General features: G+C 71.3%; 12 protein-coding genes. 3 read left to right on the top strand and 9 right to left on the bottom strand.

Going from position 1 to position 15,878, the window contains the following annotated elements; all coding sequences use genetic code 11:
* Nucleotides 1-22: 22 nt before the first annotated feature.
* On the bottom strand, nucleotides 23-1,774 hold the full coding sequence (oxc, locus tag AC061S_RS16360; protein WP_478686673.1) for an oxalyl-CoA decarboxylase: 1,752 nt from the start codon (nucleotides 1,772-1,774) through the stop codon (nucleotides 23-25).
* Between the two features lie 265 nt (nucleotides 1,775-2,039).
* On the opposite strand from oxc, the gene AC061S_RS16355 reads away from it, so the two are divergent.
* Entirely contained in the window at nucleotides 2,040-3,644 is a 1,605-nt protein-coding gene (locus AC061S_RS16355) for a FadD7 family fatty acid--CoA ligase (protein ID WP_478686672.1), read from the top strand.
* Between the two features lie 11 nt (nucleotides 3,645-3,655).
* On the opposite strand, the gene AC061S_RS16350 is transcribed toward AC061S_RS16355, so the two are convergent.
* The 5 genes from AC061S_RS16350 to AC061S_RS16330 form a co-directional block, all read right to left on the bottom strand.
* The gene (locus tag AC061S_RS16350; protein ID WP_478686730.1) at nucleotides 3,656-4,591 is read right to left on the bottom strand and encodes a LysR family transcriptional regulator; all 936 of its coding nucleotides are present in this window, start codon (nucleotides 4,589-4,591) and stop codon (nucleotides 3,656-3,658) included.
* A gap of 72 nt (nucleotides 4,592-4,663) precedes the next feature.
* Nucleotides 4,664-4,846 carry a formate dehydrogenase subunit delta gene (locus AC061S_RS16345; protein ID WP_478686671.1) on the bottom strand — a complete coding sequence of 61 codons (183 nt, stop codon included), beginning with the start codon at nucleotides 4,844-4,846 and terminating at the stop codon, nucleotides 4,664-4,666.
* A 29-nt stretch (nucleotides 4,847-4,875) separates the two neighbouring features.
* Entirely contained in the window at nucleotides 4,876-7,707 is a 2,832-nt protein-coding gene (fdhF, locus tag AC061S_RS16340; protein ID WP_478686670.1) for a formate dehydrogenase subunit alpha, read from the bottom strand.
* A complete protein-coding gene (locus AC061S_RS16335) occupies nucleotides 7,704-9,335 on the bottom strand; it encodes a formate dehydrogenase beta subunit (RefSeq protein WP_478686669.1) in 1,632 nt (543 codons plus the stop codon). Before AC061S_RS16335 ends, fdhF begins: the two co-directional genes overlap by 4 nt.
* Nucleotides 9,332-9,790 carry an NAD(P)H-dependent oxidoreductase subunit E gene (locus AC061S_RS16330; protein WP_478686668.1) on the bottom strand — a complete coding sequence of 153 codons (459 nt, stop codon included), beginning with the start codon at nucleotides 9,788-9,790 and terminating at the stop codon, nucleotides 9,332-9,334. Before AC061S_RS16330 ends, AC061S_RS16335 begins: the two co-directional genes overlap by 4 nt.
* A 193-nt stretch (nucleotides 9,791-9,983) precedes the next feature.
* Here AC061S_RS16330 and AC061S_RS16325 point away from each other — a divergent pair, with 193 nt between their 5' ends.
* Nucleotides 9,984-10,673, top strand: coding sequence for a GntR family transcriptional regulator (locus AC061S_RS16325; RefSeq protein WP_478686667.1), 690 nt, complete (start codon nucleotides 9,984-9,986; stop codon nucleotides 10,671-10,673).
* 14 nt (nucleotides 10,674-10,687) lie between these two features.
* On the opposite strand, the gene AC061S_RS16320 is transcribed toward AC061S_RS16325, so the two are convergent.
* The 3 genes from AC061S_RS16320 to AC061S_RS16310 form a co-directional block, all read right to left on the bottom strand.
* Nucleotides 10,688-11,233, bottom strand: coding sequence for a beta-class carbonic anhydrase (locus AC061S_RS16320; RefSeq protein WP_478686666.1), 546 nt, complete (start codon nucleotides 11,231-11,233; stop codon nucleotides 10,688-10,690).
* Between the two features lie 3 nt (nucleotides 11,234-11,236).
* A complete protein-coding gene (gene frc / locus AC061S_RS16315) occupies nucleotides 11,237-12,469 on the bottom strand; it encodes a formyl-CoA transferase (protein ID WP_478686729.1) in 1,233 nt (410 codons plus the stop codon).
* A 119-nt stretch (nucleotides 12,470-12,588) separates the two neighbouring features.
* A complete protein-coding gene (locus AC061S_RS16310; RefSeq protein WP_478686665.1) occupies nucleotides 12,589-13,932 on the bottom strand; it encodes an OFA family MFS transporter in 1,344 nt (447 codons plus the stop codon).
* Between the two features lie 266 nt (nucleotides 13,933-14,198).
* On the opposite strand from AC061S_RS16310, the gene AC061S_RS16305 reads away from it, so the two are divergent.
* Nucleotides 14,199-15,755 (top strand): aldehyde dehydrogenase family protein, encoded by a 1,557-nt coding sequence (locus AC061S_RS16305; RefSeq protein WP_478686664.1) that lies wholly within the window; start codon nucleotides 14,199-14,201, stop codon nucleotides 15,753-15,755.
* Nucleotides 15,756-15,878 lie beyond the last annotated feature (123 nt).

The raw sequence follows: 15,878 nt of genomic DNA, 5'->3' as shown, positions 1-15,878 counted from the left end.
TTCTCCTGAATGGTGGCGGCTGCTACTTCTTCGCCGGCGTGATGTTGCCGACGGTGATGCCCTTGGGGTTGAGGTGGGCGATGTGGCCGCTCTCCGTGCCGGCCGACGGGTCGATCGCGCAGTCGATGAGCGCCGGGCGTCCGGAGGCCAGCGCCTCGGTGAGGGCGGCGGTGACCTCGGCGGGCGTGGTCGCGCGATAGCCCTTGCCGCCGAAGGCCTCGATCATCAGGTCGTGACGTGCCGAGAGCATCAGCGTCGTCGGGGAGGGGGCACCGTCGAGGGGGTTGACGTCGTCGCCCCGGTAGACCCCGCCGTTGTTCATGACCACGGTCACCACGGGCAGCTCGTAGCGGCAGATCGTCTCCAGCTCCATGCCGCTGAATCCGAAGGCGCTGTCGCCCTCCACGGCCACGACCGGCGCTCCGCTCTCGACCGCGGCGGCGATCGCGTACCCCATGCCGATGCCCATGACGCCCCAGGTGCCGCTGTCGAGGCGGTGCCGCGGCACGTGCATGTCGATCACGTTGCGCGCGATGTCCAGGGTGTTGGCGCCCTCGTTGACGATGTACGTGTCCGGGTGCTCGCGCACCACGTCGCGCACGGCCCGGAGGGCGCCCATGAACTGCATGGGGTGCGGGTCCGCCGCCAGGCGCTCCGCCATCTTGGCGACGTTCTGCGCCGAGCGGGCGGCCAGTTCCTCCCGCCAGGCCGTTGGGGCGGTGATCTGGCCGGGCTTGGCCCGCTCCGCGATCGCTTCGAGCACGGAGTCGACGTCTCCGACGAGCGGGGCCGCTATGGGCTGGTTGCTGTCCAGTTCCCGGGGCTCGATGTCCACCTGGACGAACTTCGCGTCGGGGTTCCACTGCGGCGCTTCGCCGTGGTTCAGAAGCCAGTTCAGGCGGGCCCCGACCAGCACGACGACATCGGCCTTCTTCAGCGCCAGGGAGCGGGCGGTGGCCGCCGACTGCGGATGGTCGTCGGGCAGCAGCCCCTTGGCCATCGACATCGGTACGTACGGAATGCCCGTGGACTCGACGAACTCGCGGACCCTGGCGTCCGCTTGGGCGTACGCGGCGCCCTTGCCCAGCACGATCAGCGGCCGCCGCGCACCCGCCAGCAGCTCGATCGCCCGGTCCACCGCCTCGGGCGCCGGAAGCTGGCGCGGCGCGGGGTCCACGAGGCGGCTCAGCGTCCGGGCGCCGGCCTCGGCGTCCATGACGGAGCCGAGCACCGCGGCCGGGATGTCGAGGTACACCCCGCCGGGACGGCCGGAGATCGCGGTGCGCAGCGCGCGGGCGATGCCGCGGCCGATGTCCTCGACCCGGCTGACGCGGTAGGCGGCCTTGACGAACGGCTGCGCCGCGGCGAGTTGGTCCATCTCCTCGTAGTCGCCCTGCTTGAGGTCGACGAGGTGGCGCTCGCTGGAGCCGGAGATCTGGACCATCGGGAAGCAGTTGGTGGTGGCGTTCGCCAGCGCGACGAGCCCGTTGAGGAAGCCCGGTGCGGACACCGTCAGGGCCACGCCGGGCTTCTTGGTGAGGTAGCCGGCCGCCGCCGCCGCGTGTCCCGCGTTGCTCTCGTGGCGGAATCCGAGGTAGCGGATGCCCCGCGCCTGGGCGAGGCGGGCCAGGTCGGTGATCGGGATGCCGACCACCCCGTAGATGGTGTCCACGTCGTTCAACTTGAGCGCGTCGACGACCAGGTGGTAGCCGTCGGTGAGCTCGGTCGGGACGTCGGCGGTCGCCGCTGTCTCCGGAGTCGAGGGGGCGGTCATGATCCGAGGTCCTCCTTGGGCGGGTCCTGCGGTGCGGCTGCTCGTTCCACCTTCTTGACCTGTGCTCCCCGCGTCCAAGACGCATCGGCAACCAGCTGATAGACGGCGTCTATCGACGGCAGCCGCAAGGCCCCGGGCGCGGCCTCCAACTCCCTTGATAGGCAGCCGTTATCGCGCGTTCGCCGTTGCGTATTGGACGCGCTCCTCCGCCGGCCGCAGGCTCGCTGGGGACTGCTTCATCAGACGTGGCGTGGGAGGTGGGGTCATGGCCGTTCCGGCGAAGACATCCGTGTGCGATGCGGGCGAGCACCGGGGCGAGTACCGGCCGCCCGCGATCACGGGGCTGGCCGATCTGCTCGACCGGCACGTACGCATGCGGCCGCACGCCCGGGCTCTCATCGTCACCGCGGACCGGGTCGACCTGTCCTACCGCGCCCTGGCGGCCCTGGCCGACGAGGTGGCCGCCCGGCTCGGCTCCACCGGCCTGCGGCGCGGCGACGCGATCGGCCTGCTCTGCGCCAACGACGCCGAGTTCGTCGTCGCCCTGCTCGGTGCCGCGCGGGCCGGTCTGGTGGTGGCTCCGCTCGACCCGGCGCTGCCCGGGCCACAGCTGACCGCACGGCTCGAAGCGCTCGGGGCGCGGGCCCTCCTGCTCGGCCCGGCCGCGGCCGGTACCCGGCCGGCGGCCCGGGTCCCCGTACCGACGTGGCCGCTGCGGGTGACCGCCTCCCGCGCCGGGACGGCGTCGCTCACCCTGGACACCCGGACGCCGCCGGGCAGCCCCGCGCGCGGGGCGTCCCGCGCGCTCTCGGAGCAGGACGCCCTCGTGCTGTTCACCGCGGGCACCACGGCCGGCGCCAAGATGGTCCCGCTGACGCACGCCAACGTGGCCGCGTCCGTACGGGGCATCTGTGCCACCTACGAGCTGGGGCCCGGCGACGGGACGGTCGCGGTGATGCCGCTCTTCCACGGCCACGGGCTGTTCGCGGCGCTCCTGGCGTCCCTGGCCGGCGGCGGACGCGTGCTGCTGCCCGCGCGGGGGCGGTTCTCGGCGCGCACCTTCTGGGAGGACGTCCGTGCGGCGGACGCCACCTGGTTCACCGCGGTCCCCACGATCCACGAGGTCCTGCTGAACCGGGCCGAGACCGAGCTCCCGGGGACCCGGGCGCCGCGGCTGAAGTTCATCCGCAGTTGCAGCGCGCCCCTGAACACGGCCACGCAGCGGGCGCTGGAGCGCACCTTCGGCGCGCCCCTGCTGTCCGCGTACGGCATGACCGAGTCCACGCACCAGGCCGCCAGTGAGCCGTTGCCGGCGCGCGGGCCCCTCAAGCACGGGTCGGTCGGCCGGTCCTCCGGAGTGGAGCTGCGGATCGTCGACGCGAAGGGGCTCACGTGTCCCGTGGGCACCCAGGGGGAGGTGTGGGTGCACGGTCCGACCGTCACCCGGGGGTACCTCGACAACCCCGCGGAGACGGCCCGGAGTTTCGTGGCGGGGTGGCTGCGCACCGGTGACCTGGGCTCGCTGGACGAGGACGGGTACCTGACCCTGACCGGGCGCATCAAGAACCTCATCAACCGCGGCGGCGAGAAGATCTCGCCCGAGCACGTCGAGGACATCATCGCCGGGTGTCCCGGAGTCGGCGAGGTGGCCGTGTTCGCCGTCCCCGACCCCGTCTACGGGCAGCGGGTCGGCGCCGTCGTGGTCCTGCGCGAGGGGGAGGACGTCGGGCCCGAGCAGATCCTGCGGTACTCCCGCGACCGGCTCGCACCCTTCGAAGTGCCCGACCGGCTCGACCTCGTGGCCGAGCTGCCGCACACCGCCAAGGGCGCGCTCGACCGGTCGGCGGTGGAGGCCCGGTTCGCGGGGTGACGAAGCCCCGTTCACCTCACCCGGGGCTCGGCGGGCAGGGGCTGGTCGAAGAACTCGTCCAGCGCCAGCCCCTTCGCCGCGTCGACGAAGGCCCGGGCGGCGACCGAACCGGGGGTCGCCGCGTGGATGGCCACCGAGATCTGCGTGCCCGCCTCCGGATCGACCAGGGGCAGCGCCCGCGTCCTGCCGATCACCGGCATCGCGCTCAGCCACGCGTGGGGCACGATGCTGGCCCAGCCGCCTCCCCCCACGTGCGCGTGGAGGGAGGCGATCGAGTCCGTCTCCACCTGCGGGCTCACCACGAGCCCCTGCGCCGCGAAGACCCGGTCGATGTTCTGCCGGATCCGCATGTCGGGGGTCAGCAGGGCGAGCGGCAACTGCGCCGCCTCCGCCCAGGTCATCGTGGAGGCGCTCTGCGGCGTGAGCTGGTCGGCCGGGACGAGCAGCATGTACCGCTCCCGGTACAGGGGGACGACCTGCAGGCCCTCCTGGTCGCCGGGGTCGAAGTGGGCGATCGCCACATCCAGTTCGAACTCCCGCAACTGGCGGTGTAGTTCCCTGGTCGAGAGGCGGGAGCGGACCTGCACCTTGGCCAGCGGGTGCGCCGCGCAGAACGCGGCCACCGGGAGCGCCAGGGTCGTCGACGCCGTGGGGTCCGTGCCCAGCCGGAGCGTCCCGGTGATGCCCGACTGGACGGCGGCCACCTCGGCCTTGAAGGCGTCCTGCTCGGCGAGGATCCGCTTGGCCCACACGACGAGCCGTTCGCCCTCCGGGGTCAGGCCCTGGTAGTTGTGGCCCCGGTTGATGAGCGTGACGTTCAGCTCCCGCTCCAGCTTGGCGATCGCCGCCGAGAGCGCGGGCTGCGATACGTAGCAGGACTCCGCCGCCCGGGCGAAGTGCCGCTCCCTGGCCACCGCCACGAAGTACTCGAGCTGGCGGAAGAGCATGCGCGACTCCTTGCTGAGTGCCATGGGGTGGCCAAGGGTACCGGCGGGCCCGGTTCGCGGGCGGAGGCGCCGTCAGCGCATCAGCTTCACCGCGGCGACCACCAGCGGGTCGAGGCCCTCCCCGCCGGCGTCGACGTACGCGTACAGCCGCACGCGCATGCGCGGGTCCCAGAACAGGCCCAGGTGTCCGGCGATCGCCTCGGCGGCCGCTCCGGTGGTCAGGTGGCCGTGGTGCGCGGCGATGTCGTTGGCCATCCTGGACTCCGGTGGCACGGTGCCCGCCATCAGTTCGCCACCGCGACCGGGCGGCCGTCCCCGGCCCCGTCCGGCGGCGGCGCGGCGCCGCCCGGCGGGAGCGGGTGGACGAGGCCGACCTGTACGGCGGTCACCTTGTACTCCGGGCAGTTGGTCGCCCAGTCCGAGTTCTCCGTGGTCACCACGTTGGCCCCGGTCACGGGGTGGTGGAAGGTGGTGTAGACGACGCCGGCCGGCATCCGGTCGGAGATCTCCGCGTGCAGCGTCGTCCGCCCGACCCGGCTGGCCAGCGTCACCAGGTCTCCGTCGTTGATGCCGCGGGTCTCGGCGTCGTGCGGGTGCAGTTCGAGTACGTCCTCGGGGTGCCAGGCGACGTTGCCGGTACGGCGTGTCTGCGCTCCGACGTTGTACTGGCTGAGGATCCGCCCCGTGGTGAGGACCAGCGGGAAGCGGCGGGTGCTCCGCTCGTTCGTCGGCACGTACGCGGTGATGGCGAACTTTCCCTTGCCGCGGACGAATTCGTCGACGTGCATGACACGCGTACCCTCCGGCGCCGACTCGTTGCACGGCCACTGGACGCTGCCGAGCTTGTCGAGGACCTCGAAGGAGACACCGGTGAAGGTCGGGGTGACGGCCGCGATCTCGTCCATGATCCGGGCCGGGTGCTCGTAGGACATGGGGTAGCCCATGGCGGTGGCGATCTCGCTGATGATCTGCCACTCGTGCTTGCCCGTCTTCGGCTTCATCACCGCGCGCACCCGGTTGATCCGGCGTTCCGCGTTGGTGAAGGTGCCGTCCTTCTCCAGGAACGAGGCCCCCGGCAGGAAGACGTGCGCGAACTTGGCCGTCTCGTTGAGGAACAGGTCCTGCACGACGACCAGTTCCATGGCTTCCAGGGCGGCCGTGACGTGCCCCAGGTTCGGGTCGGACTGGGCGATGTCCTCTCCGTGGACGAACAGGCCCCGGAAGGTCCCGTCGATCGCGGCGTCGAACATGTTGGGGATCCGCAGTCCCGGCTCGGCCAGGATCGTGCCGCCCCACAGCTTCTCGAACACCTCGCGCACGGCGTCGTCGGACACGTGCCGGTAGCCGGGCAGTTCGTGCGGGAAGGAGCCCATGTCACAGGAGCCCTGCACATTGTTCTGGCCGCGGAGCGGGTTCACGCCGACCCCGTCGCGGCCGATGTTGCCGCAGGCCATGGCGAGGTTGGCCATGCCCATCACCATGGTCGAGCCCTGGCTGTGCTCGGTGACCCCGAGGCCGTAATAGATGGCCCCGTTGGGCGCGGCCGCGTACAGCCGGGCGGCGGCCCGCAGTTCCTCGGACGGTACGCCGCTGATCGCCTCGGTCGCCTCCGGGCTGTGCTCGGGGCGGGCGACGAACTCGGCCCATTCGGCGAAGCCTTCGCACCGCTGGGCCACGAAGGCCAGGTCGGCGAGGCCCTCGGTGACGACCACGTGGGCCATCGCGTTGACGACGGCCACGTTCGTGCTCGGCTTGAGCTGGAGGTGGTGCGCGGCCCGGATGTGCGGCGAGCGCACCAGGTCGATGCGGCGGGGGTCGACCACGACGAGTTCGGCGCCCTCGCGCAGTCTGCGCTTCATCCGGGAGGCGAACACCGGGTGCCCGTCGGTGGGGTTGGCGCCGATGACCATGATCACGTCGGCCTCGGCCACCGACCGGAAATCCTGGGTGCCGGCCGACTCGCCGAAGGTTGCCTTGAGCCCGTATCCCGTCGGGGAATGGCAGACCCGGGCGCAGGTGTCGATGTTGTTGTTGCCGAAGGCCGCGCGCACCATCTTCTGGACGACGTAGACCTCTTCGTTGGTGCAGCGCGAGGAGGAGATGGCGCCGATCGAGCTGGGCCCGTACCGCCCCTGGAGTTCGCGCATCCTGCGCGCGACCGTGCCGATCGCCTCGTCCCACTCGACCTCGCGCCACGGATCGGTGATCCGCTCGCGGACCATGGGCTTCAGGACGCGGTCGGGGTGCGAGGCGTAGCCGAAGGCGAAGCGGCCCTTCACGCAGGAGTGGCCCTCGTTCGCTCCCCCGTCCTTGTGCGGCACCATCCGCACCACCTGGTCCCCGCGCAGTTCGGCCTTGAAGGAGCAGCCGACGCCGCAGTAGGCGCAGGTGGTGATCACCGACCGGGTCGGCATGCCGAGTTCGACGACGGACTTCTCCTGGAGCGTGGAGGTCGGGCAGGCCTGTACGCAGGCCCCGCAGGAGACGCACTCGGAGTCCATGAAGGTCTCGCCGGCGCCCGCCGAGACCTTGGACGCGAAGCCGCGCCCCTCGATGGTCAGCGCGAACGTGCCCTGCACCTCGCCGCAGGCCCGTACGCAGCGGGAGCAGCTGATGCATTTGGACAGGTCGAAGTCGAAGTACGGGTTCGAGGTGTCCTTCTCGGCGTCGAGGTGGTTCTCACCCTCGTAGCCGTAGCGCACCTGCCGCAGGCCGACCACGCCGGCCATGTCCTGCAGCTCGCAGTCGCCGTTGGCCGGGCAGGTCAGGCAGTCCAGGGGATGGTCGGAGATGTAGAGCTCCATGACGCCCTGGCGGAGCTTCTCCACCTTGGGGGTCTGCGTGCTGACCCGCATCCCGTCCGCCACCGGTGTGGTGCAGGAGGCCGGTGTGCCCCGGCGGCCGTCGATCTCCACCACGCACAGCCGGCAGGAGCCGAAGGGCTCCAGGCTGTCGGTGGCGCACAGTCTGGGGATGTCGATCCCGGCCTGCGCGGCGGCGCGCATCACCGACGTGCCCTCCGGGACGCTCACCGCCGTGCCGTCGACCTCCACCGAGACGGTTGCCTCGCCGTGCCGCTCCGGGGTGCCGTAATCGGGTTCCTTGAGCAGGGTCATGCCCGTCCCTCCGTCGAAGTGGCGGCCCTCGTGCCGGTCGCGCGTACGGGTTGGATCTGCAGGGTTCGCCGGCCGCCGAGGAAGTCGTCGGGGAAGTGCGTGAGGGCACTGCGTACGGGCAGCGGTGTCAGCCCGCCCATCGCGCACAGCGAGCCTTCGGTCATCAGGTCGCACAGGTCGTCGAGCAGCGCCAGGTTCTCGTCGCGCCGCTCGCCGGCGATGATCTTGTCGATGACCTCCACGCCGCGCACCGAGCCGACCCGGCAGGGGGTGCACTTGCCGCAGGACTCCTCGGCGCAGAACTCCATCGCGAACCGTGCCTGGGCGGCCATGTCCACGCGGTCGTCGAAGACGACGATCCCGCCGTGGCCCACCATCGCGCCGGCCGCCGCGAAGGCCTCGTAGTCCATCGGCAGGTCGAACATGGACGTCGGCAGGTAGGCGCCGAGCGGGCCGCCGACCTGCACCGTGCGCACCGGGCGTCCGGAGTACGTGCCGCCGCCGTAGTCCTCGACGAGCTCGCGCAGGGTGACGCCGAAGGCGGTCTCCACGATGCCGCCGTGCGCGATGTTGCCGCCGAGCTGGAACACCTGGGTGCCGCGGGAGCGTTCGACGCCCAGCGCCTGGTACGCCGCGGCCCCGGCCGCCAGGACGACGGGGACGGTGGCCAGGGTGAGGACGTTGTTCACCACGGTCGGCCTGCCGAAGAGTCCCTCGATCGCGGGGATCGGCGGCTTCGGGCGGACGGTGCCGCGCTTGCCCTCCAGGCTTTCGAGCATGGAGGTCTCCTCGCCGCAGATGTACGCGCCGGCGCCGACGCGTACGTGCAGGTCGAAGTCGAGGGCGGAGCCGAGGACGGCCTTTCCGAGCCAGCCCTGCTCGCGGGCGATGGAGATGGCCGCGCGCATCGTGGCCACCGCTTCGGGGTACTCGGAACGGATGTAGAGGTAGCCCTCGGTGGCGCCCACGGCGTGGGCCGCGATGGCCATGCCCTCGATGAGCATGAACGGGTCGCCTTCCATGACCATCCGGTCGGCGAAGGTGCCGCTGTCGCCCTCGTCCGCGTTGCAGCAGACGAACTTCAGCTCGTCGGCGCAGCCGAGTACGGTCTTCCACTTGATGCCGGCCGGGAATCCGGCGCCGCCGCGGCCGCGCAGGCCCGACTCGGTGACCTCCGCGACCACGTCGGCGGGCTCGCGTTCCAGCGCCGTGCGCAGCCCGACCAATCCGCCGTGTTCCAGGTAGTCCGCCACCGACAGGGGGTCGGTGATGCCGATCCGGGCGAAGGTGACGCGCGTCTGGCGTGCCAGCCAGGGCAGTTCGTCCACGAGGCCGAGCCGCAGCGGGTGCTCGGCGCCGTCGGCCAGTCCGGCGTCCAGGAGGCCCGCGTCGAGAAGGCCCGGCACGTCCGAGGGGGACACCGGTCCGTACCCGACGCGGCCGCGCGGGGTCTCCACCTCGACCAGCGGCTCCAGCCAGAGCATGCCGCGCGAGCCGTTGCGGACCAGCTCGATGCCGGGACCGGCTTCGGCCACGGCGCGTTGGAGGGCGTCCGCGACCGCGTCCGCGCCGACGGACCTGGCCGCCGAGTCGCGGGGGACGTAGACCCTCACGGGGTGCGCGCTCATGAGGAGACCGCCCCTTCGATGAGGGCGCCCAGCTCGGCCGGTCCGACCCGTCCGTGCAGTCGTCCGTTCACCTCCAGGGCGGGGCCCAGCGCGCAGTTGCCCAGGCAGAAGACCTGCGCCACCGTGACGGCGCCGTCCGGGGTGGTCTCCCCCAGGGTCAGTCCGGCCGCGCGGGCGTAGTCCACCAACTCCTGGGCGCCCAGGGCCTGGCAGGCCTCGGCGCGGCAGATCCGCACCACGGTGCGCCCGGCGGGCTCGCGGCGGAAGTCGTGGTAGAAGGTCACCACTCCGTGGACGTCCGCGCGGGAGAGGTTGAACTCGTCGGCGAGCACCGGGATCGCCTCTTGCGGTACGTACCCCAACTCCGCCTGGACGGCGTGCAGTACGGGAAGGAGCGCACCCCGCTCACTCCGATGGCCGGCCGCCACTTTTCGGACCACGCTCTCGACGGTCACGTCACTCCCGCTGGTCGATGACGATGCATGCAGGGGACTGAGACAATACCCCATACAGGCTTCTGTATACAGTCTTCACGACGGATTGAGCCCCGCCCGACCTCCCCCCCGCCGCCATTTTGCATACCAAAACCTGTATACTCGGGCGGCCGCCGGGACCCCTCCCGACGCCCGGTGGCGGAACGGGGCAACCATGCGCGAGGCACTCACGGCCGCCGCGTCCCTGCGGGTCACCCGCCCGGCACCGCTGCGCCAGGCCGTCTACGAGGCGCTGACCGAGCTGATCGTCAGTGGCTCCCTCAAGCCCGGCCAGCACCTCGTCGAGGCAGAGCTCGCCGAGTACCTGGGCGTCAGCCGCCAGCCGGTCCGCGAAGCCCTGCAGCGACTGCAGACCGACGGCTGGGTCGACCTCCGCCCGGCCCAGGGCGCCTTCGTCCACTCCCCCACCGACGAGGAGGCCGTCCAGCTCCTCAGCGTCCGCGCCGTGCTGGAGACCTACTCCGCCCGGCTCGCCGCCGAGAACGCGAAGCCCGAGGACGTGGAAGGGCTCCGGGAATTGCAGCGGGAGGGCGTCGAGGCGCTCGCCGCGGGCGATGTCGCGCGCCTGGTCGCGGCCAACACCGCACTGCACACCGCGATCACCTCGATGGGTGGCAACGCCGTGCTCGCCGAGCTGATCTCCGTGGTGAGCCAGAAGGTGCGCTGGTACTACGCGCCCATCGCGCAGCCCCGCGGCAAGGAGGCCTGGAACGAGCACGCCCAGCTCATCAAGGCGATCGCCGCGGGGGACGCGGACCGGGCGGGCGAGGTGATGCGCAAGCACACCGAGCGCACCACCGGCTTCTACCGCAAGCAGCTCGCCGCCCGGGCGGCCCAGGGCTGACGGCCGCCCGCGGCTCAGCATTCCGCGCCGCCGTCCGGCTCCGGGGCGACCTCCCGCAGCCGGCCCGTCTCCACGTCGAAGACGAAGCCCCGCACGTCGTCCGTCCGGGGCAGGAACGGAGAACTGCGCACCCGCTGCATCGACTGCCGTACGTTCTGGTCCACGTCCCGGAAGGCGTCCACGGCCCACGTGGGCCGCTGGCCGACCTCGGCCTCCAGGTCGAGCCGGAAGTCCTCGGTCAGGCTCTGCAGACCGCAGCCCGTGTGGTGGATGAGCACGATGCTGCGGGTGCCCAGGGCGCGTTGACTGATCGTCAGGGATCGGATCGTGTCGTCGGTGACCACTCCGCCCGCGTTGCGGATGGTGTGGCAGTCGCCCAGCTCCAGGCCCAGCGCGGCGTGCAGGTCGATCCGGGCGTCCATGCAGGACACCACGGCGACGCCCAGCACCGGACGGGCGCTCCTGCCGGGGTCGGTGAATCCGGCGGCGTACGCGCGGTTGGACTCCACGAGGCGGTCGGTGACCGTCCCGGTGTCGGGTGTCAGCGGGGCGGCGGCCACCGGTCAGATCACCCCCTGGCTCTTGAGCAGCGGCAGTTCGTCCGGCGAGAGGCCCAGCTCGCGGAGGTAGACCTCCTCGTTGTGCTCGCCCAGCAGCGGGGACCGCTCCACCTTCACCGGGGAGTCGGACAGCTTCAGCGGACTGCCGACGGTCACGTACGAACCGCGCTCGGGGTGCTCGACCTCGACGACGATCTCGTTGGCGATGAGCGAGGCGTCCTCGATGATCTCCTTGGTGGACAGGACCGGCCCACAGGGGATGCCGTGGGCGTTGAGCGCCTCCAGCACCCGCATCTTGGGGAGCGTGCTCGTCCACTCCTCGATCAGCTGGAACATCTTGCCGAGCTTGGGCAGCCGGGCCTCGGGGGTGGCCCATTCGGGGTCCTGGGAGAGCTCGGGCCTGCCGATGAGCTCGCTGATCGGCTGCCACCCGGCGGGCTGGACGATCACGTACACGTAGTCGTTCGGCCCTCCCGGCGCGCAGCGGACCGCCCACCCCGGCTGCCCGCCCCCGCTCGCGTTGCCCGAGCGCGGCACCTCGTCACCGAAGTCCTCGTTCGGGAACTCCGCGAGCGGCCCGTGCGCGAGCCGCTGCTGATCGCGCAGCTTCACCCGGCAGAGGTTGAGCACGGCGTGCTGCATGGCCACGTTGACCCGCTGGCCGCGGCCGGTGTGCGTGCGCTGGAGGAGGGCGGCGAGGATGCCCGCGACGGCGTGCATTCCGGTGCCGGAGTCGCCGATCTGGGCTCCGGTGGCGAGCGGCGGCCCGTCCTCGAACCCGGTGGTGGACATCGAGCCGCCCATGGCCTGGGCCACCACCTCGTACGCCTTGTAGTCGGTGTACGGGCCTTCGCCGAAGCCCTTGATGGAGGCGTACACGATGCGCGGGTTGATCGCGCGGATCCGGTCCCAGGTGAAACCCATGCGGTCGATCGCGCCCGGCCCGAAGTTCTCGACCATGACGTCGGAGCGCCGGATCAGCTCGGTCAGGATCTCCTTCCCGCGCGCGGCCTTGGCGTTCAGGGTGACACTGCGCTTGTTGCTGTTGAGCATCGTGAAGTAGAGGCTGTCCACGTCCGGGAGATCCCGCAGCTGGCGCCGGGTGATGTCCCCTCCCGGGGGCTCGACCTTGACCACATCGGCCCCGAGCCACGCAAGGATCTGGGTCGCGGAGGGGCCGGACTGCACGTGCGTCATGTCCAGGACGCGGACGCCTTCAAGGGCTTTCTTCATGATCGCCACCTCGGTTGTTCGTCGTCGCTTGTACGTCGTCGCTTGTACGTCATCGCCTGTACGTCATCGCCTCTACGGGCCCGGTCCTGACGCCGACGGCGGCGTCAGGACCGTCGCTCAGGTCATCCCCTGGCCCGGTCCGGGGACTTGAGGAACACCGCCAGTACGGCCGACATCAGCCCGACGCACCCGGCGATCACGAAGGCTCCTTCGTAGCCCCACGCGCCGACCACCACGGCGCCCATGCCGGAGCCCACCAGGCCCGAGATCAGCTTCGAGCTGTAGACGAGCCCGTAGTTGGAGGCGTTGTTGTTCTCGCCGAAGTAGTCGGCGGTCATGGCGGCGAAGAGCGGGAAGATGGCTCCGCCGCCGAATCCGGAGACCATCGAGCAGAACAGGAAGAACGGCATGCTGCCCATGGACCCCGACACCAGGACCCCGAACTGGGCGGACCCCAGCACCAGGCAGACGATGATCAGCGTGTTGCGTCTGCCGTAGCGGTCGGATATCCACCCGATCACCCCGCGGCCCGTGCCGTTCACGATGGCCTTCAGCGACATCGCCGTGGCGACGATGCCTCCGGCGAAGCCCATGTCCTTGCCGAAGGGCACCTGGAAGGCGATGCCGAAGATGTTGATGCCGGCCGTGCAGAGCAGGCAGAACCACATCATCCACAGCAGCGGCGTGCGCGCGGCCTCCCTCGGCGTGTACTGCTTCGCCGCCGGCGGGTTGACCGCGAGGGCGCGCCGGATCCGCGGGTCCTCGGACACCTTCAGCGGGTCCACGTCGGCGGGCCACCAGCCCTTGGGCGGGTCCTTGAAGAACCAGCCCGCCGCCGCCACCAGCGCGCACAGGCCGAAGCCCACGCAGGTGAAGAGCACCCGGTAGTTGTGGAGGTCCAGGACCGAGGTGAACAGGAAGACGAACGGCACCGAGCCGTAGGCGAATCCGCCGTTGACCAGGCCGGTCTTGCCGCCCTTTCGCTCCGGGTACCACTTGCCGACCATGTTCACGCAGGTCGCGTAGACCAGGCCGGCCCCGATGCCGCTGAACATGCCGAACCCGATGTAGGCCACGATCACGTGCGGCGCGAACGCGAGGGAGAGGTAGCCCAGCACCGTGCCGAGCGCGCCCAGCATCATGGCGTACCGCGCGGGCAGCCTTCCGCTCTCGCGCAGTTGGCCGGCGGGGAAGGCGACGGCGGCCTGGAAGAAGATCCAGACGCCCATCAGCCAGAAGATGTGGCCGCTCGACCAGAGATGGGCCTCGCTGAGCGTGTCCTCGGCGGCGGTGAACGCGTACTCCGAGGAACTGATGCCCAGCATGCCCATCCACGGGAAGAGCACCATCGTCCAGCGCGGACGCCCCATGATGTCGCGATCGGTTTCCCCGATGCGGTACAGGCGGCCTCCGGCGTCCGTCACCTCCCTGTAGGCGGCGGGCGTTGCGTAGTCGGTGGTTGTCATGTGTTCAAGCACCCCTTGCGTTCGAAGGATCTGGACAGCGCCCCCTGCCCCATGCCTTTTCGTGCGCTCGCGGCCCCGCGTGGACTCAGGTCATGAACCCACCCTCCCGGCATCTGTACATTGCATACAGTCGACGAATACTGTATGAAGGATTGTTATCCCGTATCCCATGGGTGATGTCCAGGGGGCGTGCAACAACTTTTAACGAAAGGAGACTTGAGGCCGGCGCCCCGCCCCCGACCGTGCACCGAGAGCGGAGAGACCGAATGGCAACCACCCGCAATCCCGCCCACCTCGTCCTGAAATCCGGTACGACCTGGGCCGAGGCCCGGCAGCGCTGTCTCCGGGTCGCACCCGAGGCGTTCCGGGACGACCGCGTCCTGAACCTCTGGGGCTCCGCCTGGCAGGCGGACGGCCTGGCCCTGCCCGCCACCAGCCCCGTGGACGGCAGCCCCATCGCGGGCCCGCCGCGCCTGGACGGCGCCACGGCCCGGCGGGCCGTACGTGCCTCGCTCGACCAGCACCGCGCCTGGCGCCACGTGCCGCTCGCGGAACGCCGGTCCCGCGTCGCGGCGACCCTCGACGCACTGGCCGCGCACCGCGAGCTGCTGGCGCTCCTGCTGGTCTGGGAGATCGGCAAGCCCTGGCGGCTCGCCCTCGCCGATGTCGACCGGGCCATCGACGGGGTGCGCTGGTACGTCGACGGCATCGAGCCCATGGTGGCGGGCCGGTCACCGCTCGACGGGCCGGTGTCCAACATCGCGAGCTGGAACTACCCGATGAGCGTGCTCGTGCACGCGATGCTCGTGCAGGCGCTGGCGGGCAACGCTGTCGTCGCCAAGACTCCGACGGACGGCGGCGTCTCCTGCCTCACCCTGGCCTGCGCGCTCGCCGCCCGCGAGGGGATTCCCGTCACCCTCGTCAGCGGCAGCGGGCGCGAGCTGTCGGGGGCGCTCGTCCGCGCGCCCGAGATCGGCTGCGTCTCCTTCGTCGGCGGCCGCGACACGGGCGCCGCGGTGGCCACCGCCGTCGCCGACCTCGGCAAGCGGCACATCCTGGAGCAGGAGGGCCTGAACACCTGGGGCATCTGGAACCACACCGACTGGTCCGCCCTGACCAGGGTCGTCCCCAAGCTCTTCGACTACGGCAAGCAGCGCTGCACGGCCTACCCGCGCTTCGTCGTCCAGCGCTCCCTGTTCGACGAGTTCCTGACGGCCTACCTCCCGGCGGTCCGCACCCTGCGCACCGGACACCCGCTGGCGGTCGAGCACCCCGACGACCCGTACCCGGAGCTGGACTTCGGCCCGCTGATCAACGCGGCCAAGGCCAAGGACCTCCACGACCAGGTGGCCGAGGCCATCGACCGGGGAGCCGTCCCACTGCACCGCGGCCGGCTCGCCGACGCCCGCTTCCTGCCCGGCCAGGACACCTCGGCCTACGTCCAGCCCGTCACGATCCTGAACCCTCCCCCGTCCTCACCGCTGCACCACGCGGAGCCCTTCGGCCCGGTGGACACCATCGTCCTGGTCGACACCGAGGCCGAGCTGCTCGCCGCCATGAACGCCTCGAACGGCGCGCTCGTCGCCACCCTGTCGACGGACGACCGGTCGACCTACGAGCGGCTGGCACCCCAGATCCGCGCGTTCAAGGTCGGCCACGGCACGCCCCGCTCCCGCGGTGACCGCGACGAGCTCTTCGGCGGCTTCGGCGCCTCGTGGCGCGGCGCGTTCGTGGGCGGGGACCTCCTGGTCCGCGCGGTGACCCAGGGGCCGGCGGGCGAGCGCCTGCCGGGCAACTTCCCCGACTACCACCTCATGCCGTGAGGATGCCGTGAGGGCTCCGTGAGGGCTCCGTGAGGTGGGGGGAACGGCGGGCGGGGCCCCGACGTCCGGGACACGGCCCTCCCCGCGCGCCGCGCGGCTACGATGAGGGCCGTGTCCCCGGGG

The organism is Streptomyces sp. CA189, from assembly GCF_056428985.1.
The sequence above is the reverse complement of the archived record's forward strand: the minus strand, read 5'-3'. Positions and strand labels throughout refer to the sequence as shown.